The sequence below is a fragment of the Streptomyces sp. NBC_01334 genome (genome assembly GCF_035983595.1).
GTDB classification, from domain to species: Bacteria; Actinomycetota; Actinomycetes; order Streptomycetales; family Streptomycetaceae; genus Streptomyces; species Streptomyces coriariae.
Genome location: NZ_CP130718.1, coordinates 1,111,900 through 1,135,301 on the forward strand (window position 1 = coordinate 1,111,900; position 23,402 = coordinate 1,135,301).

Sequence of the window (23,402 nt, forward strand, 5' to 3'; positions counted from 1 at the left end):
GCCAGGGAGCCGGGGCGGATGGATTTGCCGAGCAGATCCGGCGGTCCCGCTTCCGGTCTACGCGCCGCTCACTCCTGGTAACGCGGGAGGATCTCGCCGTTCTTGACGTAGGTGAGGGTGGCGGTGACGTCGTAGGCGTGGATCGCGGAGACTTGCGGTGCCAGCCGGTTGGACAGGTCCTCGATCACGTGGCCGGTGAAGAAGGCGTCCCGCGCCGCGGTGTCGGTGAACCCGAGGCTGACCGAGGCGTGGAAGTGCTGGTCGTGGGGATTGTCGTGGGCGACGTCCGGGGTGTCCCAGAGCTTTTCGATCCAGGGCAGGAACGTCTGCGTGCGCAGCTCCTCCAGCACTCCGGTGCCGGCGAGCGCGGGTGCGAGCTGCTCGTTGACGAACTTCCGGAAGGCGCCGGCGCCGACCCCGTCTCTGCGGCGAAGGTAGATCAGCGCGCGGGCGCCGACCGTCTGTCCGGGGCCTGCGACGTCGTACCACCGAGAGGAGTTCGGCGGGCCGGCGTAGAGCAGGGTACGGCGGAACACGTTGATCTCGTCGGCGTAGGCCAGCTTCGTCTGCTTACGCCCTTTCAGGGGTGCAAGCGCCGATCGGAAGGTGACTTCCGCGACGCCGTCGATCTTCCGGTCTGCGGGGATCGCGGTCTGGACCCCGTCGATGGCCGGCCACAGGCCCGGGTTGTGCTCGGCGAGGTGGATCTGCCGGTACTCCTCCAGGCCCGGGGTGGCGGAGATGATCCCTGAGTGCGGGCCCTTCCAGTGGTCCATGCCGGTCTGGCGAGGCTGGTCGGTGCGCACCCACAGCAGGATCGAGGAGGTGAGAGGCTTCTTCACTTCCAGAGGCGCGACGGCCCGTGACGTGCTCATGACGTTGCCCCTTTTTCCTGGTCAGGCGGTTGTCAACGGGCCAGGAACTCGACCGCCACGGGGGCGAACTCCTGGTGGTACTGGAAGATGCCGCCGTGCCCGGAGTCGGGGTAGATGATCACCTGGCTGCCCTTGATGCGCCGGTGCAGGTCCTCCGACAGGACCGACGGCACCATGCGGTCGTTGTCGCCGTTGGCGATCAGGGTGGGTTGCGTGATCGACGACAGGTCGTCGGGGGCGGAGCGCCCCCACTTCTTGATCGCCTTCAGCTGCGTCTGGAACGCCTTGGTCTTGATGTCCGCGTCGCGGTCGACGGTGCGCTCCTTGAGCCGGTTGACGAACGCGCGCCCGGCGGCCTTTCCGGTGGCGTTGCGGTTGAAGAACAGGAACTCCTTGGGGTCCGAACGGGTCAACGTGGCGCGCAGGATGTCCCAGTAGGTGATTCTGGCGACCTTGTCCATGTCCTTGCCGCCCTTGGGCCCGGTGCCGGTGAGGACCAGCTTGCGGACGAGCTCGGGGTGCTTCACCACCAGGGCCTGAGCGACCATGCCGCCGAGGGAGAAGGAGAAGACGTCGATCTTGTCGTACCCCAGCGCCTTGATGAAGGTGTAGGCGTCGTCGGCCATCGCCTCGACACTGTCCGGCACCTGGCCGGTGGACGCCCCGACACCGCGGTTGTCGAAGGCGATGACGTGACGGCCCTTCGCGATGGGATCGATGATGCGGGGGTCCCAGTTGTCCAGGGTCGCGGCGAGGTGGACGAAGAAGACGACGGGGATGCCGCCCTTCGGGCCCAGCTCGCGGTAGGCGTAGGTGACACCACCGGCGCTGACGGTGCGGGCCGGGGCCTTCGCGTAGGAGGTGATGACGGCTTCGTTCGGGGTGTCGGTGCTGCTCATGACGGATTCTCCTTGCGTGTTCTGTGTCGCTGTGTGTTTCGTGTCGCCCGTCGCGGTTGCGGCGGGTCAGCTGTTGCCGATGACGGCCTTGCCGCGGATGCCGCCCTGGGACAGGGACTGCAGCGCCTGCGGGGTCTGGTCGAAGCCGACCACCTTTCCCACGACCGGGCGCACCGCGCCCTGGTCGATGAGAGTGGTGATCTGGCGGAGCTGGTCGCCGCTGGCGCGCATGAACAGGAACTCGTACGTCACGCCGAGCTTCTTCGCCTGCCTGCGGATCTTGCCGCTCAGGCCTGCGACCGCCAGACGCATCAGCGGGTTCAGGCCGGCCTCGCGCGCGAAAGTGGGCTCCGGGGGACCGGCGATCCCGATGGCTTTGCCGCCGGGCTTGAGCACCCGCAGGGACTTCTCGAGAGTCTCCCCACCGAGGCTGTCCAGCACCAGGTCGTAGCCGGTCAGGAGCTGCTCGAAGTCCTGGGTGCGGTAATCGATCACCGTGTCCGCGCCGAGCGCGCGCACGAAGTCCGCGTTGGAACCGCCGGCGGTCGTGGCGACGCTCGCACCGAGGTGCGCGGCGAGCTGGATCGCGATCGAACCGACCCCGCCGGCGCCTGCGTGGATGAGAACCTTCTGCCCGGGCCGCACCTTCCCGCGCTCCACCAGCGCCTGCCACGCCGTGAGCGCCGCCAGCGGCAGCGAGCCGGCCTCTTCCATGCTGATGGAAGCGGGCTTGAGCGCCAGGTCGCCCTCCGCGACGGCGATGCGCTCGGCGAACGTGCCGATGCGGTCCTGGTGGGGCCGGGCGTAGACCTCGTCTCCGGGCTTGAAGCCGCGAACCGCCGTCCCGACGCTGATGACGGTGCCCGCGACGTCGTTGCCCAGGATCAGCGGCAGCTTGTAGGGCAGGATCTGCTTGAACTCACCGGCGCGGATCTTCTCATCCAGCGGGTTCAGTCCGGCGGCCTCCACCCGGACGAGCACGTCGTGCTCCCCCACGGTGGGTTCGGGGACGTCCGCCTCCTGCAGCGGCTCCTTGTACTTGGTGACGACGAACGCTCGCATGGGGCGCCACTCCTAATATTTGTCCCATTTATCCAGGTCTGAGACTGGATCGGCAAACCCGGCGCGACATCCGGGGACCTCACAGCCTCGCCCCACTCGGCTAATCCGAGTACACTCAACTATGAGTCTACTCAGAATTATTGTCAAGGGAGGTCCCCATGGGAAGCGGTCACATGCCGATCGGGCGCCGCGAGAGGGCCAAAGAGGACAAGCGCGAGCGCATCATGACCGCCGCCCGCGAGCTGTTCGTCGAACACGGCGTCCGCAGGGTCACGACGCAGCAGGTCGCCCGCCGGGCCGATGTCGCAATCGGGACGCTCTACCTGTACGCGTCCACGAAGGCCGAGTTGCTGATCATGGTGCAGAACGAGAAGTTCGCCGCCGCCGTCGATTCCGGCCTCGCCGCCGCGAACGCCGCCGTCGGACAGGGCGCGCTGGAGCCGGTCATCGCTCTCATCCGCCCCGTGGTGGAATGCGTGAGGGAGCACATCGAGAACGGCCGCGCATACCTGCGCGAACTCGTCTTCGGCGACCCGGCCGAGCCCTACCGGCAAGCGGGTCTGACCCTTGCCGGCCGCCTCGAGGACGGCATCACCGGCCTGCTCACCCGCGACGAGGACATCGGTGCCGCCGACGCGGCAACGCTGGCGCGGGTGATCACCGCGATCATCCACATCAGCACCACCGCCACCGTGTGCCTGCACCGCAGCGACGAAGCCGTGCTCGCCGACATCCGCGACCAGATCCACGCCACCCTGGCGCCGCACATCCGCGCCGCATGACCGCTCGCTCTCCGAGCCGACCGTCTCCCCGGAACGGGGGCACTTCGTGAGCACGCACTACGGCGTCGTCACCATCGGCACCGGAACCGCGGGCACGTCACCGCGATCCACGCCGCGCAACTCGGCAAGAACATCCTGTCCGGCAGTGCGGCAGTGCGGACAACGGACAGCCGCAAACCCTGTCCCTAACCCCGCACACCCGGTCAAGTGCGTTACAGCTGATCGAACCACGCGCCTCCACGAACCTCCCGGCCGCCAGGGCATCGCCGTCGCCGTCGTCGGCAACTCCGAGCGCGCGGGCGCAGTCGGCGTACCGGCTCTCGGCGGCCGGTACGGAGAACGCCGTCACCGCGGGGAAGAGCATCGCGTTCGACAGACCATGAGCGACGTGGAAGTGCGCGCCGATCGGGCGGCTCATGCGATGCCTGAGCGCTACGCCGGCGTTGGATAAGGCGATGCCGGCCTGGGGCGCGGCGAGCATCATCGCCTCGCGAGCCTCGGATTCTCCCCCGTCGGCGTAGACGCGGCGGAGGTGGCGGCCGAGGGTCCGGACCGCATTCAGCGCAAGACCGTCGGAGAACGGAGTGGCCTTGCGGCTCACGTACACCTCGACGGCATGAGTGAGCGCGTCGACGCCGGTGTTGGTTTCGTTGCCTGCGGTGTTCGCTCTCGGGTGGCTCGGTACCGTCAGCTCGCCCGAAGGTTCCAGGGTCGATTTCGACCACATGCAATACAGGATCCCGACGGGAAGGACAGTCGGACCTCAGACCGCTGATCCGCAACGGTAGAGCTTCTGGAGCGCTGATCACTCTCGGTCGCCCGCACGCGCCGCCGCGCCCCCGCAGCCAGAGGTGCCCCGATCCCTCCTAGGTTTACTTTTCTATACTCAGCCAGTAGCGTCACGACCAGCACATCAACCTGGCTGCACGCGGGACGTGGGCGTGGCAGCAACCTGCGAAGGAGCACCACCATGGGAGCAAGCCCAGAGGCACGGCAGTTCGCCCAGTTCCTCGAGAGCGTGAGCGCGAAGTCCTCGACGCCGGGCCTCGACCTGGCCATCGTCCGCGACATCGTCGACTCGAACCACAAGGCGTCCACCGAGCCGGAAGGCGTCACGTACGCCGAGGTGGACGCGGGCGGCGTCCCCGCCCTCTGGGCCATCCCCGAGGGAGCCGATCCCGACCGGGCTCTGCTCCACTTCCACTTCGGCGGGTCGGTCACCGCCTCGATGCACTCGGACCGCAAGGCTGCGGGCCATATCGCGAAGGCGGCCGGCGCCCGCTCTCTCGTCGTGGACTTCCGCCTGGCGCCCGAACACCCTTACCCGGCGCAGCTCGATGACGCCGAGACGGCGTACCGGTGGCTGCTCTCGCAGGGCTATGAGCCGCGGAACATCGGCAGCACGGGCCATTCGATCGGCGGCACCCTCGCGGTGATGCTCCCGCTGCGCCTGCTCGCGCAGGGGGAGGCGACCCCGGGCGCGATCGTCAGCGTCTCGCCGTGGACCGACCTCACCATCCAGAACGCGTCGGTGGACGAGAACGAAGACAACGACAAGATGCTCAGCAGGAACACTCTTGAGCTCTTCCGCGGAGCCTGGCTCCAGGAGCCCGGAGTGGACTTCGCCGATCCGAAGATCAGCCTCGTGAACGCCGATCTGACCGGCCTGCCTCCCACGATCGTCCTCTACGGCGAGTACGAGACCCTCGCCGACGACGGCGCCCAACTGGGCCGTCGCCTCAAGGACTTCAAGGTCACCTCCGAGGTCCACCCGCTGCCCGAGGGACAGCACTCGTTCGTCCTGGGCGCGGGGCGCGTACCCGAGGTGGACGAGGCGATCCAGCAGATGGGTCAGTGGCTCCGCAAGCACCTCGGCGCGTGAGCTGAAGCCACACCGGGCGGAGCGGCCTTTCGGCCCGACCGCCGCACCACCGCGAGGCCGGTGACCGGTCCACCGGTCGTCGGCATCCTGCTCGACCCCGTCGGCCGGCATGCGGTGCCTGTGTCCGACACGGTTCCGCACGGAGCAACACCACCGTCCCTTGATGCCACAAAGGAGTGCGCGATGGGAACATACGAGGATGTCTTCCGCGCCAGTACCGAGGACCCGGAGAGTTTCTGGCTGAAGGCGGCGGAGGGCATCGACTGGGATGTCACCCCACGACGCGCCCTGGACTCCTCGGGCGCCCCCTTCCACCGCTGGTTTCCCGACGGTCGGCTCAACGTCTGTTTCAACGCGGTCGACCGGCACGTCGAGGCCGGCCGCGGTGAACAGGCTGCGCTCATCTATGACTCACCCGTGACCGACACCCGGCGCACCTACACCTACGCGCAGCTGAGGAACGAGGTGGCGGCCTTCGCGGGAGCACTCGGGCGGCTCGGTGTGGGGCACGGCGACCGTGTGGTGATCTACATGCCGATGGTCCCCGAGGCCGTTGTCGCGATGCTGGCCTGCGCACGTATCGGCGCGGTGCACTCGGTCGTCTTCGGCGGGTTCGCCCCGCGCGAACTCGCGCTGCGCATCGATGACGCGGCCCCCAAGGTGGTCGTCTCCGCCTCCTGCGGCATCGAGGGCCAGCGTGTCATCGCGTACAAGCCCCTGCTCGACGAGGCGATCGAGCTCGCGGCCCACAAGCCGGAGAAGAGCGTGATCCTGCAACGCCCCCAGGAGACAGCTGAGTTGGGGCCTCACGATCTCGACTGGGCCGACCTGGTGGCTACCGCGCCGCCGGCCGACTGTGTTCCCGTCCCCGCAACCGACCCCCTCTACATCCTCTACACCTCCGGAACCACCGGAAAGCCCAAGGGAGTCGTGCGTGACTGCGGCGGCTATGCGGTCGCCCTCCACTGGTCGATGGGGGCCGTCTACGACGTGGGCCCGGGCGAGACGATGTTCACCGGCTCCGACGTCGGCTGGGTCGTCGGGCACTCGTACATCGTCTACGCGCCATTGCTGGTCGGCGCGACGACGGTGCTGTACGAGGGCAAGCCGGTGGGCACCCCGGACGCGGGCCAGTTCTGGCGCGTTGCCGCCGAGTACGGGGTCAGGACCATGTTCACGGCACCCACCGCGTTCCGGGCCATCCGCAAGCAGGACCCGAAGGGAACGCTCACCGCGGGCTACGACCTGACCGGCCTGCGCCACCTCTTCCTCGCCGGCGAGCGCCTCGATCCCGAGACCTACCACTGGGCGAGCGATCTGCTGGGCATCCCGGTGATCGACCACTGGTGGCAGACCGAGACCGGCTGGCCCATCGTCGCCAACCCGGTGGGCATCGAGGCGGCTCCCCTCAAGCCCGGGTCTCCCACCCGCCCGCTGCCGGGATGGGACGTCCGGGTCCTCGACGCTTCGGGGGAGCCGGTGCCCGCAGGCGTCGACGGCGCGATCGTCGTGCGGCTCCCGCTGCCGCCCGGCGCACTGCCCACGCTCTGGCAGGACGACGACCGGTACGTCGCCTCCTACCTCTCCGCCTACACCGGCTACTACCTGACCGGCGACAGCGGTCACATCGACGAAGACGGCTACGTCTTCGTCATGGGCCGCACCGATGACGTCATCAACGTCGCCGGACACCGCCTGTCCACCGGCAGCATGGAAGAGGCCTTGGCCGCCCATCCCGACGTCGCCGAATGCGCCGTCATCGGCGTCGCCGACGCCCTGAAGGGGCAGGTACCGCGCGGCTTCGTCGTCCTGAAAGCCGACGTCGACCGCGAACCGGGCGAGGTCGAGGCCGAACTCGTCCAGCTCGTGCGCGAGCGCATCGGCGCCGTCGCCTCCCTCAAGGACGTCGCGGTAGTAGCCGCCCTGCCCAAGACCCGCTCGGGAAAGATCCTCCGCAAGACGATGCGCGGCATCGCCGACGGGCACGACGAACCCATCCCCTCCACAGTGGACGACCCCGGTGTCATCGAGGCCCTGCGCCCTGTTCTCCGCCGCGCCGGTCACACCCCGTGATCGACTGTCGCCTTCCCTGGCTTACGGTGGGCGGGCGCGCCCGGCGGACTGCCCCACCGGAGCCTTTGACGCCGACCATGTCGCGACCTGGGGTCTCCCCAGCGACCCGGCAGTCGTCTCCACGGCCCGCGTCCAGGCATCCGATCAACTGACCGCCTGAGGGCTGGAGGAACTGGCCTTCACCACCGAACTCGTGGTCAGCGAACTCGTGGTCAGCGCACTGGTGACGACCGCCATCCGCAACGGCAAGAGCCCCATCAAACTGCGGATGATCCTTCAGTCCGCCCTGACGTGCGCAGTCTCCGACACCAGCAGCACCGCCCCGCACCTGCGCCGTGCCCGGGTCTTCGACGAGGGCGGCCGCGGCCTGCTCCTCGTCGCCCACCCCACCGAGCACTGGGGCACACGGCACAACCGCGAGGGCGAGGCCATCTGGGCGGAGCAGGCGATTCCAGCTTCCGTTGCAGAACTCCCATCCGCTCTGGCGTGAGGTTCTTGCGCGAGCTGCGCCGCGCGGCTTCGTGCCCCATCCCGGGACCCACTTGCCACAGCCCACCCGACCGCATAACATTACGATCGTAATTTGATAGGCCGATGCCGACTCGGTCGGCGGGCGCAGGGCGGGTGCGTCTTCGGACCCGGAAGCAGAAGAGCCCGGTGTCCACGTCCACGCGGTGTCCCCCGGCCCTTTTGGAACCACCACCCATCACCTGAGGAATCACCCATGCTCAACGCCCTGTGGAACCCGACCGTCGTCGGAGAGATCACCCTGCCGCACCGCCTGGCCATGGCCCCCCTGACCCGCAGCAGGGCCACCCCGGACGGCGTGCCGACCGAGCTGAACGCCGAGTACTACGCCCAGCGCGCCTCGCACGCGCTCATCATCACCGAGGGCACCCAGCCCTCCGCCGACGGCCAGGGCTACCCGGTGACCCCGGGTATCTACACCGAGGATCACATCGCCGGCTGGCGCAAGGTCACCGACGCCGTACACAAGGCCGACGGACGCATCGTCATCCAGCTGATGCATGTCGGGCGGATCTCCCACCCGGACAACACGCCGCACCACCGCCAGCCGGTGGCCCCCTCCGCGATCAAGCCGACGGGCCAGACGTTCACCCCGTCCGGGCTCCAGGAGATGCCCGTGCCGCGCGAGCTGTCCACCGAGGAGGTCGCCGCGACGGTGGACGACTTCCGGCGCGCCGCCGCGGCCGCCATCGCGGCCGGCGCCGACGGCGTCGAGATCCACGGGGCCAACGGCTACCTGGTCAACCAGTTCCTCTTCCCCAGCACCAACCAGCGCACCGACCAGTACGGGGGATCCCTCGACAACCGCATCCGCTTCGCGGTGGAGGTCGCCACGGCCGTGGCCGACGAGATCGGCGCCGGCCGCACCGGCATCCGGATCTCTCCCGGCAACCCCTTCCAGATCAACGACCTGACGGAGAGCGACCCCCACGAGCTCTACCCGCACCTCCTGCGCGCCCTCGCCCCCCTCAACCTCGCCTACCTCCACATCGGCCACGGCGGCGACGAGGAACTCCTCTCCACCCTCCGCAAGCTGTGGCCGACCGCGCTGGTCCTCAACCGGGCCGGTGCCGACATCGCCACCCGCGCCAAGGACGTCGAAGACGGCCTGGCCGACGTCGTCACCGTTGGCACCATGGCCCTCGCCAACCCCGACCTCGTCGAGCGCGTACGCTCCGGCGCCCCCCTGAACACCCCCGACCCCAACACCTTCTACGGCGGCGGCGCGGCCGGCTACACCGACTACCCCACCCACGCCGCCTGACGAAGAGCACGGCGCCCGAAGGAATCATCATCCTTCGGGCGCCTGGGCACGACTGCGGCGCACGGCGGCCGGCGACCCGAGGAGTCACCGGGCTGCCACCGACGTGCTCCGCAGTCGTTTCACCTCGCACTCCGGCGTTCTGCGCCGAGATCGAGGGAGTCCGGCATCACGGCCCAGACCGATACCGGTCGCCGCCGAGGCTCACTGGCGAGCACGGAGAACTGCCCCGTCCAGCGCACGCTCGACGTGGTCGGAGAGAAATGGACGTTGCTGATCCTGCGCGACGCCGTCAACGGAGTCCGCCGCTTCGACGACTTCCACCGCCACATCGGCCTGTCGGAAGCCGTCCTCAGCGACCGCCTCCGGAAGCTGATCGCAGCCGGCGTCCTGAGGACCGTCCCTACCAGGAGCCGGGCAGCCGCCCCCGCAACGCGTACCGACTGACCCGCAAGGGCTGGGACCTGTGGCCCGCCCTGATGGCACTGAGCCAGTGGGGCGAGGCGTACGCCCTCGGCCCCGAGGGGCCCGCACTGGACATCCGTCACACCGACTGCGACGCCCCGGTCCGCGTCATCGTCGAGTGTTCCGCGGAGCACTCCACCCTTACCTCCGCGGAAGTCACCGCCCGACTCGGACCCGGTGCCCGCATCCGGTCGTGAGCACGCCGGTCATGGGCACGCCGGACATGGGCACGCCGGACATGGGCACGCCAGACATGGGCACGCCGGACATGATATTACGCGCGTCAGGCCATGGATTACCCTTGAGTGCGAAGCATGGGCCTTAGGAGCGAACGGAGGAAGCTCGTGGTGCGCTACGCCAAGGAGCACAAGCAGGTGACGCGGCGACGCATCATCGAGAAGGCCGGCCACCGGTTCAAGCAGGACGGCATCGACGGCTCGGGCATCTCCACGCTGATGGCGGACGCGGGGCTCACCAACGGAGCCTTCTACGCCCACTTCGCATCCAAGGACGACCTCGTCGCCCATGTCGTGGCCGAGGAACTGCACACGCAGATCGCGAGGTACGGCACCCTGCGACCCGGCCGCCCGGGACTCGAGGACCTCATTCGCGAGTACCTGTCCCCCGAGCACCGGGACAACCCCGGCCTCGGATGCCCCTCCGCCGCCCTTCTCGACGAGATCGGCCGCTGCGAGGACGGGACCAGGCAGGCCTACAGCGACGGCGCGCGGGCCATCCTGGAGGAGATCTCCGCCCGCCTGACACCCGAGGACCCTCGGTCCGCTCAGGCCAAGGCCATCGGGCTGTTCACCATGCTGGTGGGGACGATGCAGCTGTCCCGCGCCCTGTCCGACCAGAAGCGCGCCGATGAGATCCTTGAGCTGGGGATCGAGAACGCTCTCGCGTTCATGGGGTGAGGCGGAAGGCGAGGTCGCGTCAGTGAACGGGCGCCTCGAGCCGCTCACCCAAAGGGCGCCACGCCCCTGAGGCACCACCCTCGGCCCGGACTACGACCGCACGCACGCCTTTTACCGCTCGAGGAACTCGAGAGCCGTCTCCGCGAACTGCCCGTGGAACTGGAAGATGCCGCCATGGCCGGCGTCGGGGCAGAGGACCAACTCACGGTTCGGCACTCGCCGCGCCAGGTCGACCGAGTTCTGGGTCGGAATTGTCCAAGGGGGTGCGGGTGTGTCACATCGCGGGGCTGGAGTGCCCATGCTCCACGCCCAGCAGGGCGAAGGCGTTGTGGATGCCCTGTTCGAGCAGTTCGTCGGCAAGCTGCCGGTCGGTGAGGGCTCGGGAGAGCTGGAGTGTCCCGGCCATCATGGCGTAGACGCCGAGCGCCTTGGTGCGGACCGAGAGGGGATCGTCGGGTGCCAGGCGGGCGGCGATGCCGTCGATGACCATCAGTACGCCGTCGGTGTAGGCCTGCTTGGTCGGGTCTGTGCAGCGCCGGATTTCGTCGAGCAGGGCGGCGGAGGGGCAGCCGTCGTCGGAGCTGTCGCGATGCTGGGCGGACAGGTACCAGCGCACGATCTGCTCAAGTCCTGCGCGCCCGGGTGCCGCCTGCGCGACGATGCTCGCGTTCTGCGCCTGCAATTGGTCGGCGACCGCGGTGGCCACGAGGTCGTCTTTCGACGTGAAATGGGTGTAGAAGGCGCCGTTGGTCAGCCCCGCGTCCGTCATGAGGGTTGAGATGCCCGAGCCGTCGATGCCGTCCCGTTTGAACCGGCGTCCGGCCGCCTCGATGATCCGCTGCCGGGTCGCCTGCTTGTGCTCTTTCCCGTAGCGCACGGCGCGCTCCTTTGCTCGTCGGAGGGGCTGCTTGCTCCTGACGGGCGCCCTCGTCATATTGTATTCCGATCGTACTTCAATAGATTCGAGGCTCCGGTGACTGCCCGTTCGGCGGCGAGGTGCCGTGCCGGGTGGCGCGGTGCCCCTCGCTCGGGGGTGTTCATTGCGCGTCGTGGAGTGCGGTCGACTGCGAGGGCTCGCTTGCGATCCATCGTCTCCGTGCACAGCATTATGAGTGCAATTCAATGACCCTCGGTCAGCGCCGCCTCAGTGCTCGGCAAGGCGGATGCCGGGGTGATCAGAACGAGCCGGCCGGCATGGGTCGGCACCCGCCGCTATGCGACCTGGCCGACAGTGTCGGTGCAGCGCATCGGGCGCCGGCGAAGAGAACTTTGTCCCTTGCGGTCCACCGGCCCGCCATTTAGCATTACGATCATAATGTCAAGGGCTGCGGCGTCCGTCCCGCAGGGAAACCTGGGATGCCCAGGAATCCCGCGATGCACATCACCCCCGTCCACTGCGGACGAGATACGGAGACGCCGATGAGGGCCCTCACGGTAGAGCGCTACGGCGACAAGGCCGGCGTGCGGGCCGGTGAGGTGCCGGACCCGGAGGTGGGCGCGGCGCGGACGACGCGCTGGTCCGGATTCATTCCGCGACCGTCAACCCGCTCGACCGCATGATCCGCAACGGGGAGCTGAAGGTGATCCTGCCGTACCGGCTCCCGGTCGTCCTGGGCAACGACCTCGCCGGAATCGTGGTCGAAGTAGGCGCGGCCGTCACGCGCTTCGCGGTGGGCGACGAGGTCTTCGCGCGGCCCGACAAGGACCGGATCGGCACGTTCGCCGAACTCATCGCGGTGCACCAGGACGACGTGGCGATCAAGCCGGCCACGCTGACCACGGAGGAGGCGGCGTTCCTTCCCCTGGTCGCCCTGACCTCGTGGCAGGTGCTGGTCGAACGGGCGAACATCCAGCCGGGCCAGAGAGTCCTCGTCCACGCGGGCTCCGGCGGCCTGGGCACCATCGCCATCCAGCTGGCGAAGCACTTGGGTGCCCACGTGGCGACGACCACGAGCACGGCCAACGTCGGCCTGGTGAAGCGGCTCGGCGCGGACGTTGTCGTCGTCTACAAGAAGCAGGCGTTCGAGACCGTGCTGCACGACTATGACGTCGTCCTGGACTCGCTCGGCGGCGAGACGCTTCTGAAGTTCCTGGACGTGCTCGAGCCTGGCGGACAGGCCATCACTGTCTCGGGCCCTCCTGATGCCGCTTTCGGCAGGGAACTGGGAGCGAATCCGGTGATCCGGCTGGTGATGTCCGCGCTGAGTTCCCGGATCCGGCGACGCGCCCGGCGGCGGAACGTGACGTACTCGTTCCTGTTCAAGAAGGCCAGCGGGGACCAGCTGCGCGAGCTCACCCCGCTCATCGAGGCCGGCAGGATCCGGCCCGTCGTCGACACCGTGTTCTCGTTCGAGTCGGCCCCAGAAGCGCTGGAGTACCTCGAGACAGGGCGCGCGAAGGCAGGCAAGGTCGTCCTCAAGATGACGTGAGGGAGCACCGACCGGTCAAGGCGCTCCGCGGGCGCCGGCACAGCACCACCCGCGGCAACGAGAAGTGCTCTGAAACTCGCTACAGAAGGACCTGGACATGAACACACCGCGGAATTCACCGTCCTCCTCGCCGTCGTCGTCGTACCGGAACGCGCCGACCCGCTCCGTGTCCGTCCGCGGCGAGGACTTCGCCTACCGGGAACTCGGCCCCGAGGACGGCGTACCGCTGATCCTCCTGATCCACCTGGCCGGGGTCCTGGACAACTGGGACCCGCGCGTCGTCGACGGACTCGCCGCACGACGCCGGGTCATCGCCTTCGACAACCGCGGGGTGGGCGGATCGAGCGGCTCCACGCCGGACACGATCGAGGCGATGGCCCGCGACGCGGTGCTGTTCATCCGAGCCCTCGGGTTCGACCAGGTCGATCTGCTCGGCCTGTCGATGGGCGGCTTCATCGCACAGGTCATCGCGGAACAAGAACCTCACCTCATCCGCAAGGTCGTCCTGGCGGGCACAGGCCCCGCCGGGGGCACCGGCATCGACAAGGTCCCGGCGCTCACCATCCAGGCCACGCTCAAGGGCGCCCTGACCCGCCAGGATCCCAAGCTCTCCCTCTTCTTCACCGAAACCGAGGGCGGTCGGCGGGCGGGACGGGCCTTCCTGGAACGGCTGAAGGAGCGCACCCACCACCGCGACAAGGACATCTCGTTGCCGGCGTTCCGAGCCCAGCTGAAGGCCATCAAACAATGGGGCCGCCAGGCGCCGTCGGACCTGTCGGAGATTCGCCAACCGGTGCTCGTGGCAAACGGCGAGAACGACCGCATGGTGCCCAGCCACAACACACTCGACCTGGCCGCCCGCCTGCCCCGGAGCGAACTCGTGCCCCTCTACCCGGATGCCGGACACGGGGGGATCTTCCAGTACCACGATGAATTCGTGGCAAGGGCACTCGAGTTCCTTGGGTCCTGAACCCGGGCCAAGCCGCGCTCCCCGCACCTTCACGCTCGCACAACGCCCTTGGAAACGTCAGCTCGGCGGTCACCGTTCGCCGGTGCCCTGGCCGTGGAAGGCGGCCCCACCCTGCTCAGCCGTGCCTGAGTGCGGCCCTGTACGTCGTCGGTCGGCCCGCGCGACGAAAGGGCGTCCAGGCAAACAGTCGCGCTGGGTTGGCGCACAGTATCCGCAGGGCTTCGGTGGGGCTGAGGTCCGCCGTGAGCCAGGTCGGGGTCGTGCTGCAGACACGGCCATTTGCTCATGCCGGGTCCACGACCGGTCGCCCCCTCACAGCATCCGCTCATCGCCTCCGGCGCTCAGCAGGCTACAGGGTGGTGTAGCCGCGTTCATGGCTGGCGAGGTCGACGCGGGAGAACTCGCCTGCGCTGGCGTGAGGGGTGAAGACGAGGCCACCGATGGCTTGTCCGCTGATCCGCCTGTCCTACCTCGCCGTCCACTGCCACTTCGGCCTCGACCAGGTCCACCTGGCCGCCGACAGCCACTCAGCCCGGCACTGGGTCAACGCCGTCGTCCACGAGTTCCTCATCCCCGCCACTCAAGTCGGCGTGAAGATCCCCGTCTCCCCAGACGGTGACGTCGGGCAGATCCACACCCCCACACGCTTGATCGCCCGGGCATCGGCTGCATGTGGTGCAACGGCCTCATCGACCCGACCGAAATCGCCATCGAGATGCACCCCGAGACCGAGGGCGAGCAAGCCCGGTACGTCCCCGGTGTACCCGCGCCCAGCGTGATGCCTTTGAACACACTCGCCGCCGGCGAAGCCGTGACCCAATTCCTGCTCGCATCCGCCGGCCTGCACGAGAACGACAGCGATCTGGGATCAGTCATCCACCGCCCTCGAGTCCGCGAACGGCATCTCCAAGATCCCCGCCAGAACGGCGGCTGCCGATGGTGTACCCCACGGGCAACCTCGGACCCGGCGCCAGCGGAGAACTCTCAGCCTGGCAGGCGGTAAGTTCTCGATCTTGAGTTGGAGCCGCCATCGCCGCCAAGTCGCAGTCGACGGCGTTTCCAGTGCTCGCGGAGAAGTGCCAACTGCCGCATCACGGCTCGGCCGTCATCCTGATCCCACAGACTAAAAGGCCTCGTCACAGGCAGGGCTAACGCCGTACCCGCGGCATCCCCAGGCCGATCCACGAGATGATCTCCCGCTGGATCTCGTTGTTGCCGCCGCCGAAGGTGAAGATCACGGCGGACCGGTAGCCGCGTTCGAGTTCGCCGTGCAGCACGGCGCCCGCCGATCCCTCCTGGAGCGCGCCGGGGGCGGCGACGACCTCCATCAGCCAGGCGTAGGCGTCCCGGCGGGCCTCCGAGCCGTAGACCTTGACGGCGGAGGCGTCCTGCGGGGTGAGGGTGCCGTTCTGGAGGGCGCCGACCATCTGCCAGTTGAGGAGCTTGAGCGCGTCGAGCTTCACATGGGTCCGGGCGAGCAGGCGGCGCACCCAGGGCAGGTCGACCACCCGGCGGCCGTCGGCGAGCTTGGTCTCGGTCGCCCAGCGCTGTACGTCATGCAGGGCGCGGATCGCCATCGTGCCGTGCGCCGCGAGGGTCACCCGCTCGTGGTTGAGCTGGTTGGTGATCAGCCGCCAGCCCTGGTTCTCGGCGCCGACGCGCCGCGAGACGGGGACGCGCACGTTCTCGTAGTAGCTGGCGGTGGTGTCGTGCGAGGCGAGGGTGCGGATCACCGTGCAGGAGTATCCGGGGTCGCCGGTCGGCACGAGGAGCATGGTGATGCCCTTGTGCGGCGGGGCCTCGGGGTCGGTGCGCACCGCGAGCCACACCCAGTCGGCGGTGTCGCCGTTGGTCGTCCAGATCTTCTGCCCGTTGACGACGTACGCGTCGCCGTCGCGCACCGCGCGCGTCTTGAGCGCGGCGAGGTCGGTGCCCGCGTCGGGTTCGCTGTAGCCGATCGCGAAGTCGATCTCACCGGCGAGGATCTTCGGCAGGAAGTACGCCTTCTGCTCGTCGGTGCCGTACCGCATGATCGTCGGTCCGACGGTGTTCAGCGCCATCAGCGGCAGCGGCACGCCGGCCTGTGCGGCCTCGTCGAAGAAGACGAACTGCTCGATCGGGGTGAGGCCGCGGCCGCCGTACTCCTCGGGCCAGCCGACGCCGAGCCAGCCGTCCGCGCCGAGCCGGCGGATCGTCTTGCGGTAGAAGCGCTTCGCGGCGACCGGGTCGATGTGCCGGGCGTAGGCGTTGTGCGGCACCAATTCGGCGAAGTAGGCGCGCAGTTCGGTGCGCAGCCGCAGTTGCTCGGGCGTGTGGTCGAGGTGCACGGCGCCTCCTGGCTCCCCAAGGCCGGTCCTGACGGCGCACACGGTAGAACGTGTTTCAGAAATTGGGAATGGCAGGGGCTCGCTTCCTTCAGCTCCCCGGGCGCCGGGGCCTCAGGCCAGCGTCCCCATGAATTCCGTGCACGCCTCGGCACAGGCACGGCAGGCGGCAGCGCCCTCCTCGGCTCCCGGGTGCTTGTCGAAGACGTGGGCGGTCTCCAGGCACACGGTCCGGCACCACTCCAGCTGGGCGCGGATACCGGCCTCGTCCAGGCGGTTGTCCTCGGACAGCACGCGGCAGGTCGCGTCGCACACCTCCGCGCACATGATGCCCTTGCGGCGCAGCAGCGCCTGATCGTCGGTCCCGTCCGGATCCACGAGGCTCGCGCGCAGCGCACTTTCCCGCGCACACTCGGTGCACGCCTGGGCACAGGCGAAGCGGTCCTCCAGGAACCGGAAGAGCTCCTGTTGCGATGTCTGGTACGTCTGAGATGTCGTCGGAGTCACCCCTGACGGGTAGCCGGGCGCGGCGGCCCGAAACCCGTGGACCGGCCCGGAGGCGGCACCGGTCCACCGTGCGCGCGATGTCGTCGACGGCGAGTCGCGAGCCCGGAACGCCGGGTTCCTACCCCGATGACGGATTCATGCCCTATTTGGTGGGTATTCGCCTGATATGACTACCGCAAGCGTTCAGCTGGCCGCCGCGAGCGGCCTGCTCAGCCTCGTGCTGTTCGTGGTCGCCATGGCCGTCCTCGCCGTGCTGGGCGGCAGCTTCTGGCTGGGCACGCGTGTGAAGTCGCGCGAGCCGGCCCGGCCTCGCCCCGAGGAACAGCCGCACCTCCCGCCGGACGGCGCGGTGCACGAGATACGCGAGAACCGGGAACCCGACGAGGTGCCTCGGACGCCGAAGGGCGGCCGTCCCCTCACGCCCTACGAGCTGACCAACATGCAGACCCGGTCGAGCGGGGACAAGACACGGCCGCGCTGGAGCCGCGGCAGCAGTGGCTCGTTCGGCGGGGGCGGTCTCGGATCCCACTGACCCGGACCGGCGGGCCGAGCCGAAGGCCGACCGGCGCCGGCCGGCAGCAGGCCGCACGGGAGGAGTCGAGCGGGGTGGGCCGTCACGGTCGTGACGGCCCACCCCGCTGCACCCCTGACGGCCCGCCCCGCTGCGCCGGGTGCCGTGGTCAGGCGCCGACGTAGTCCGCGAGGTGTTCGCCGGTGAGGGTGGACCGGGCGGCGACGAGATCGGCGGGGGTGCCCTCGAAGACGATCCGGCCGCCGTCGTGACCCGCGCCGGGACCGAGGTCGATGATCCAGTCGGCGTGCGCCATCACCGCCGGGTGGTGCTCCACGACGATGACGGACTTGCCGGCGTCGACGAGCCGGTCGAGCAGGCCGAGCAACTGCTCGACATCGGCGAGGTGCAGGCCGGTGGTCGGCTCGTCGAGCACGTAGACACCGCCCTTCTCGCCCATGTGGGTGGCCAGCTTCAGCCGCTGCCGCTCGCCGCCGGACAGCGTGGTGAGCGGCTGGCCGAGGCTGAGGTAGCCGAGCCCGACGTCGGCGAGCCGGCCCAGGATGCGGTGCGCGGCCGGTGTGCTCGCCTCACCGGCGCCGAAGAACTCCTCGGCCTCGCTCACCGGCATCGCGAGCACCTCGCTGATGTCGCGGCCGCCGAGGTGGTACTCGAGGACCGCGGCCTGGTACCGCTTCCCCTCGCACTCCTCGCAGGTGGTGGCCACGCTCGCCATCATCGCCAGGTCGGTGTAGACGACGCCGGCGCCGTTGCACGTCGGGCAGGCGCCCTCGGAGTTGGCGCTGAACAGCGCCGGCTTCACGCCGTTGACCTTCGCGAACGCCTTGCGGATCGGGTCGAGCAGGCCGGTGTACGTCGCCGGGTTGCTGCGTCGGGAGCCGCGGATGGCGCCCTGGTCGACGGAGACCACGCCCTCGCCGGCCGGGATCGACCCGTGCACGAGCGAGCTCTTGCCGGAGCCCGCCACACCGGTGACCACACAGAGCACCCCGAGCGGGATGCCGACGTCGACATTGCGCAGGTTGTGCGCCGTCGCGCCGCGGACCTCCAGCGTGCCGGTGGGCTTGCGCACGGTCTCCTTGACGGCGGCCCGGTCGTCGAGATGGCGGCCGGTGATGGTGTCGCCGGACCGCAGCCCCTCGACGGTGCCCTCGAAACAGACGGTGCCGCCCGCCGTGCCGGCCCCGGGGCCGAGATCGACGACATGGTCGGCGATCGCGATGGTCTGCGGCTTGTGCTCCACGACGAGCACCGTGTTGCCCTTGTCCCGCAGCCGCAGCAGCAGGTCGTTCATCCGGCTGATGTCGTGCGGGTGCAGACCCGTGGTGGGCTCGTCGAAGACGTAGGTGACATCGGTGAGCGAGGAGCCGAGGTGGCGGATCATCTTGACGCGCTGCGCCTCGCCGCCGGACAGCGTGCCCGACGGCCGGTCGAGCGAGAGGTAGCCGAGGCCGATCTCCACGAACGACTCGAGGGTGTGCCGGAGTGCGGTGAGCAGCGGCGCCACCGACGGCTCGTCGAGACCGCGGACCCATGCGGCCAGGTCGCTGATCTGCATCGCACAGGCGTCGGCGATGCTGACCTTCCCGATCTTCGACGACCGGGCGCCCTCGCTGAGCCGGGTTCCGTCGCACTCGGGACAGACGGTGAACGTCATCGCCCGCTCCACGAACGCCCGGATGTGCGGCTGGAGCGCGTCGATGTCCTTGGCGAGCATCGACTTCTGGATCTTCGGGATCAGCCCCTCGTACGTCAGGTTGATGCCGTCGACCTTGATCTTCGTCGGCTCCTTGTGCAGGAGGTCGTGCAGCTCCTTCTTGGTGAACCTGCGGATCGGCTTGTCCGGGTCGAAGAATCCGCAGCCGCCGAAGATACGGCCGTACCAGCCGTCCATGCTGTAGCCCGGGATGGTGAGCGCGCCCTCGTTGAGCGACTTGCTGTCGTCGTAGAGCTGGGTGAGGTCGATGTCGGAGACCGTGCCGCGGCCCTCGCAGCGGACACACATGCCGCCGGTACGCGAGTAGGTCGCCTTCACCGTCTTCTTGGTGCCGCGCTCGACGGTGATCCCGCCGCTCGCCCGGACCGAGGCGGTGTTGAAGGAGTACGCGGTGGGCGGGCCGATGTGCGGCCGGCCGAGCCTGCTGAAGAGGATGCGCAGCATCGCGTTGGCGTCCGTTGCGGTGCCGACGGTGGAGCGGGGGTCGGAACCCATCCGCTGCTGGTCGACGATGATCGCCGTCGTCAGCCCTTCGAGCACGTCGACCTCGGGCCGGGCCAGCGTCGGCATGAAGCCCTGGACGAACGCGCTGTAGGTCTCGTTGATCAGCCGCTGCGACTCCGCGGCGATCGTGTCGAACACCAGTGAGCTCTTGCCCGAGCCGGAGACGCCGGTGAACACCGTCAGCCGGCGCTTCGGGATCTCGATGCTGACGTCCTTGAGATTGTTCTCGCTGGCGCCGTGCACGCGGATCAGACCGTGACTGTCGGCGATGTGCTGCGCAGGCGGCGCGTCCGTCTTCTTGGCCATGCTCATCGTCTCTCCATCTGCTGCTCGCGACCGCCTTCGCGGGCTCGGGTGTCGCGTGGCTCGATCTGACCGACGCAACGCTATCCGTGACCCGATGACCGGCGCTTCTCGAATCCTGATCGGTTCGGTCGCGTTCAGGTTCGGACAGGGGGCGGACAGTAAGCGACAACGCGCAGCGCGGGCGGGCCGGAGGCGGTGGGATGGCCTGATTCGTCGTGCGGGATGAGGTGGAAGATGGCCGACGTGATGCGGGCTGAACCAGCGCGGCGCGCGGACACGGGGGCAGGCGCAGGAGCGGGCACCGCGAAACGGAGCGTGAAGCAGAAGGCTCGGCAGGACGTGAAGCAGAAGACTCGGCAGAAACGGTGCGGCTGCGGGGCGCCCCCGTCGGAGGGCGCGGTCGGCGGGGCCGAGGAGAGGTTCCGGGGGCTGCTGGAGGCGGCGCCGGACGCCATGGTCATCGTCGACGACTCCGGCATCATCAGGCTCGTCAACGCCCAGACCGAGGCCCTGTTCGGGCACGGCCGCGAGGAACTGCTCGGCCAGCCGGTCGAGCTGCTCATCCCGCACCGGTTCCACGGCCAGCACACCGCGCACCGAAGCGGGTACACGGCCAACCGCCAGGTGCGTCCGATGGGCGCCGGGCTCGAACTGCACGGGCTGCGCAAGGACGGCACGGAGTTCCCCGTCGAGATCAGCCTCAGCCCGCTGGAGACGGCGGACGGGCTCCTGGTGTCGGCGGCCGTGCGCGACGTCAGCGACCGCAAGGCGGCCGAGGCGCGCATCAACGAACTCGCGGCGCTCGTGGAGTCGTCGCAGGACGCGATCCTCGCCCACACCCTCGACGGGTACATCACCTACTGGAACGCGGCCGCGCAGCGCCTGTACGGCTACGCGGCCGAGGAGGTCATCGGCCGGCACGTCTCGCTGCTGGCCCCGCCGGAGCTGCGGAGCGAGATCCGCGAGCTGCTCCAGCGGCTGCGGCACGCCGAGAAGGTCGAGCACTACGAGACGCTTCGGATGACCAGCACCGGAGCGCTGCGCGACGTGGACGTCACGCTGTGGCCGACCCGGGACACCCATGGCGCCGTGGTCGGGGCGTGCGCGATCGTGCGGGACATCAGCGACCGCAAGCGCGCGGAGGCCGAGCTCAAGGCCCTGTACGAACAGCAGCGGCACATCGCCCTGACGCTCCAGCGCAGTCTGATGGGCACGCCGCCCGCCCTGCCCGGTCTGGCCACCGCGAGCCGCTACCGGCCCGCCACCCAGGGCGCCGGCGTGGGTGGTGACTGGTTCGACCTGATCCCGCTGGGCGCCGACCGGGTGGGGGTGCTGATAGGCGATGTGATGGGCCGCGGGCTGGAAGCGGCCGCCGTGATGGGCCAGTTGCGGTCGGCCGCGCACGCGCTGGCCAAGACCGGTATGCAGCCCCGGCAGCTGATGCAGGCGCTGGACACCTGCGTCGGAGACCTCGACGTGCCCGACCAGCTCGTCACCTGCTGCTATCTGGTGATCGCCCCGGACGCGGGCACGGTGACGGTGTGCTCGGCGGGACATCTGCCGGTGCTGGTCGCCGGGGTGGACGAGGGCGTCAACGCCCTGCCCTGTCCGGTCAACGCTCCGCTCGGCGTGGGCGACATCCTGTACGAGCAGTCCAGTTCGGAGATAGCGCCCGGAGCCACACTGGTGCTCTACACGGACGGCCTGATCGAGACGCCGGGCAGCGACATCGAGGTACGGATCGGCGAACTGACCCTGTTGCTCAACAAGTTGTTCGTCGGAACACCCTGTCTGGAGGCCGCGGCGGACCATGTCCTCGCGGGTCTGCTGCCGGACGCCGACGGCCACAACGACGACGTGACCCTGCTGATCGCGCAGCTGCCGGCCGCGCCCCTGGCCGCCGTCACCACCCACTTCCCGGCCGCCCCGGCCTCCGTGCCGGAAGGACGGGCCTTTCTGCACAAGGCGCTGACCTCGTGGAACTGCACGCAACGGGCCGACGACGCGCTCCTGCTGCTGTCGGAAACGCTGACGAACGCCGTGCAGCACTCCGAGGGGCCGATCGGCCTGCATCTGCACCGCACCGCCACCGACCTCACGGTCGAGGTCAGCGACCCCAGCCCGCAGCTCCCCCAGCCGCGGGTGGCGGTCGAGGAGGCGGAGTCGGGCCGCGGCCTGATCCTGGTCCGTGCCCTCGCCGCCGGCTGGGGGGTGCGGCCGACGGACGAGGGCAAGACGACCTGGTTCACGCTGAAGCTGTGAGCCCCCGGGACGGGCCGCCGCAGGCGAGCGCGAAGGCGTCCAGATGCGCCTGGACGTACGGCACGGCCACCGCCCGCAGTTCCAGCTCGCCGTCGACGAAGGCGGGCTGGACGTTGACCTCGAAGACGACCCCGCCGTTCTCCACGGCCAGGTCGACACCGGCGAAGGGGAGCCCGATCGAGGCGGTGGCCGCGACGGCGAGTTCGGCGAGCCGGGGCGGGAGATCCTGCGGGGCGATGTGCACGGCGGTGGCGCCCTGGCAGGTGTTGCACGGGGTGTCGGTCTCCGGCTGGAGGTGCTCGCGGGCGTGCACGACACGGTCGCCGAGGACGAAGACGCGGAACTGGTGACGCCGGCCGTCGGCGGTGAAGTTGCCCGCGTCCCGGGAGAGCAGCCAGTCGGTGCCGCGCTCGGCGTAGTAGGCGGTGGCGAGCTCCAGTTGGGCGGCAGTGGTGACATGGAAGGTGTCGTTGCCGCCGGTGCCGACGACGGGCCGGGCCCAGGTGTCGCGGCCGAGCCGGTCGAACGTGTCGGCCGCCTCCCGCGGGGAGGGCCGGGACAGCACGGCGGTCTCCATCTGGGCGACACCGTCCCGGACGAAGCGTTCGACGGTGAGGTTCTTCTCGGTCGCGGTCCGCCAGGCGTCGGGTCCGGCGGCCAGGGTCACCACGTCGTGGCTCTCCAGCAGCTCCTGGAAGCCGGCGAGGGCCTGCCGGTGGTGCGGCGGGATCTCGTAGAGCAGGACGACATCGGGTACGAAGTCCAGCCGCTCCTCGGGGACCTGGAGCCGTAACCGGCCGCCGTCACGGACGCCGCGGCCGGTTCCGCCGGTCGCGAAGTGCCGGGAGTCGACCCGGACGGGCGGGGCGCCGGTGAGCAGTCCCACGGCGTCGGCGAGATACTCACGGCAGCCCTCGGGCGAGGTGGGGTCGGCGATCAGGGCGATGCACGGTCGGGACACAGCGGCCTCCAGCGGCTTTCGACGCGCGCTCGTACCGCGGACGGGCCCTCACACGGCACGAGCGGTGTCACGGATGGTGTCTGTCGCGCGGGTCGTCGTCGCACCCGTCGCCCTTCGGAGCCGCTCCGGTGCGCGGAGCCGTGCCC

Annotated in this window: 17 protein-coding genes and 3 pseudogenes; 11 read left to right on the forward strand and 9 right to left on the reverse strand. The window is 69.4% G+C overall.

The annotated features are described in order from the left end of the window. Window positions 1–68: 68 nt before the first annotated feature. The 3 genes from OG736_RS05085 to OG736_RS05095 all read right to left on the reverse strand — a co-directional run bounded on the left by OG736_RS05085 (window position 69) and on the right by OG736_RS05095 (window position 2,836). A complete protein-coding gene (locus tag OG736_RS05085; RefSeq protein ID WP_327181348.1) occupies window positions 69–875 on the reverse strand; it encodes a strictosidine synthase in 807 nt (268 codons plus the stop codon). A 32-nt stretch (window positions 876–907) separates the two neighbouring features. Continuing rightward, window positions 908–1,774 (reverse strand): alpha/beta fold hydrolase, encoded by an 867-nt coding sequence (locus tag OG736_RS05090; protein ID WP_327181349.1) that lies wholly within the window; start codon window positions 1,772–1,774, stop codon window positions 908–910. Between the two features lie 66 nt (window positions 1,775–1,840). Continuing rightward, window positions 1,841–2,836 carry an NADP-dependent oxidoreductase gene (locus OG736_RS05095; RefSeq protein WP_327181350.1) on the reverse strand — a complete coding sequence of 332 codons (996 nt, stop codon included), beginning with the start codon at window positions 2,834–2,836 and terminating at the stop codon, window positions 1,841–1,843. Between the two features lie 158 nt (window positions 2,837–2,994). On the opposite strand from OG736_RS05095, the gene OG736_RS05100 reads away from it, so the two are divergent. Next, window positions 2,995–3,618 carry a TetR/AcrR family transcriptional regulator gene (locus tag OG736_RS05100; protein ID WP_327181351.1) on the forward strand — a complete coding sequence of 208 codons (624 nt, stop codon included), beginning with the start codon at window positions 2,995–2,997 and terminating at the stop codon, window positions 3,616–3,618. A 97-nt stretch (window positions 3,619–3,715) separates the two neighbouring features. Here the strand turns inward: OG736_RS05100 and OG736_RS05105 are convergent, their stop codons facing one another. Continuing rightward, window positions 3,716–4,345: a dehydroquinate synthase/iron-containing alcohol dehydrogenase family protein gene (locus tag OG736_RS05105; protein ID WP_327181352.1), complete on the reverse strand. Its 630-nt coding sequence runs from the start codon at window positions 4,343–4,345 to the stop codon at window positions 3,716–3,718. A 243-nt stretch (window positions 4,346–4,588) separates the two neighbouring features. Here OG736_RS05105 and OG736_RS05110 point away from each other — a divergent pair, with 243 nt between their 5' ends. From OG736_RS05110 to OG736_RS05135, 6 genes and pseudogenes are all read left to right on the forward strand, one after another. Continuing rightward, window positions 4,589–5,500, forward strand: a complete 912-nt coding sequence (locus OG736_RS05110) for an alpha/beta hydrolase (protein WP_030039820.1) — start codon at window positions 4,589–4,591, stop codon at window positions 5,498–5,500. Window positions 5,501–5,683: 183 nt separating this feature from the next. Further along, window positions 5,684–7,573 (forward strand): propionyl-CoA synthetase, encoded by a 1,890-nt coding sequence (locus tag OG736_RS05115; RefSeq protein ID WP_327181353.1) that lies wholly within the window; start codon window positions 5,684–5,686, stop codon window positions 7,571–7,573. 55 nt (window positions 7,574–7,628) lie between these two features. Beyond that, window positions 7,629–8,063 (forward strand): annotated as a pseudogene (locus tag OG736_RS05120) (ATP-binding protein); the annotation flags it as partial. Between the two features lie 234 nt (window positions 8,064–8,297). Next, on the forward strand, window positions 8,298–9,365 hold the full coding sequence (locus tag OG736_RS05125) for an alkene reductase (protein WP_327181354.1): 1,068 nt from the start codon (window positions 8,298–8,300) through the stop codon (window positions 9,363–9,365). A gap of 204 nt (window positions 9,366–9,569) precedes the next feature. Further along, window positions 9,570–10,024: pseudogene (locus OG736_RS05130) on the forward strand (winged helix-turn-helix transcriptional regulator). A 147-nt stretch (window positions 10,025–10,171) separates the two neighbouring features. After that, window positions 10,172–10,744, forward strand: a complete 573-nt coding sequence (locus OG736_RS05135; protein ID WP_327181355.1) for a TetR/AcrR family transcriptional regulator — start codon at window positions 10,172–10,174, stop codon at window positions 10,742–10,744. Between the two features lie 274 nt (window positions 10,745–11,018). Here OG736_RS05135 and OG736_RS05140 read toward each other — a convergent pair whose 3' ends face one another. After that, entirely contained in the window at window positions 11,019–11,621 is a 603-nt protein-coding gene (locus tag OG736_RS05140) for a TetR family transcriptional regulator (protein WP_327181356.1), read from the reverse strand. A 542-nt stretch (window positions 11,622–12,163) separates the two neighbouring features. On the opposite strand from OG736_RS05140, the pseudogene OG736_RS05145 reads away from it, so the two are divergent. Next, window positions 12,164–13,173 (forward strand): annotated as a pseudogene (locus OG736_RS05145) (NADP-dependent oxidoreductase). Between the two features lie 97 nt (window positions 13,174–13,270). Further along, on the forward strand, window positions 13,271–14,143 hold the full coding sequence (locus tag OG736_RS05150; RefSeq protein WP_327181357.1) for an alpha/beta fold hydrolase: 873 nt from the start codon (window positions 13,271–13,273) through the stop codon (window positions 14,141–14,143). A gap of 1,148 nt (window positions 14,144–15,291) precedes the next feature. Here the strand turns inward: OG736_RS05150 and OG736_RS05155 are convergent. After that, window positions 15,292–16,470: an acyl-CoA dehydrogenase family protein gene (locus OG736_RS05155; RefSeq protein ID WP_327181358.1), complete on the reverse strand. Its 1,179-nt coding sequence runs from the start codon at window positions 16,468–16,470 to the stop codon at window positions 15,292–15,294. Window positions 16,471–16,581: 111 nt separating this feature from the next. Next, entirely contained in the window at window positions 16,582–16,974 is a 393-nt protein-coding gene (locus OG736_RS05160; RefSeq protein WP_057605219.1) for a four-helix bundle copper-binding protein, read from the reverse strand. 166 nt (window positions 16,975–17,140) lie between these two features. Between OG736_RS05160 and OG736_RS05165 the strand changes: the two genes are divergently transcribed. Next, the gene (locus OG736_RS05165) at window positions 17,141–17,506 is read left to right on the forward strand and encodes a DUF6479 family protein (RefSeq protein ID WP_327181359.1); all 366 of its coding nucleotides are present in this window, start codon (window positions 17,141–17,143) and stop codon (window positions 17,504–17,506) included. 148 nt (window positions 17,507–17,654) lie between these two features. Here OG736_RS05165 and OG736_RS05170 read toward each other — a convergent pair whose 3' ends face one another. Continuing rightward, window positions 17,655–20,039 (reverse strand): ATP-binding cassette domain-containing protein, encoded by a 2,385-nt coding sequence (locus OG736_RS05170; RefSeq protein WP_327181360.1) that lies wholly within the window; start codon window positions 20,037–20,039, stop codon window positions 17,655–17,657. Window positions 20,040–20,372: 333 nt separating this feature from the next. On the opposite strand from OG736_RS05170, the gene OG736_RS05175 reads away from it, so the two are divergent. Next, the gene (locus OG736_RS05175; RefSeq protein ID WP_327181361.1) at window positions 20,373–22,295 is read left to right on the forward strand and encodes a PAS domain S-box protein; all 1,923 of its coding nucleotides are present in this window, start codon (window positions 20,373–20,375) and stop codon (window positions 22,293–22,295) included. On the opposite strand, the gene OG736_RS05180 is transcribed toward OG736_RS05175, so the two are convergent. Continuing rightward, the gene (locus tag OG736_RS05180; RefSeq protein WP_327181362.1) at window positions 22,279–23,256 is read right to left on the reverse strand and encodes an ATP-grasp domain-containing protein; all 978 of its coding nucleotides are present in this window, start codon (window positions 23,254–23,256) and stop codon (window positions 22,279–22,281) included. The two genes, OG736_RS05175 and OG736_RS05180, sit on opposite strands and share 17 nt — an antisense overlap. Between the last annotated feature and the right edge of the window lie 146 nt (window positions 23,257–23,402).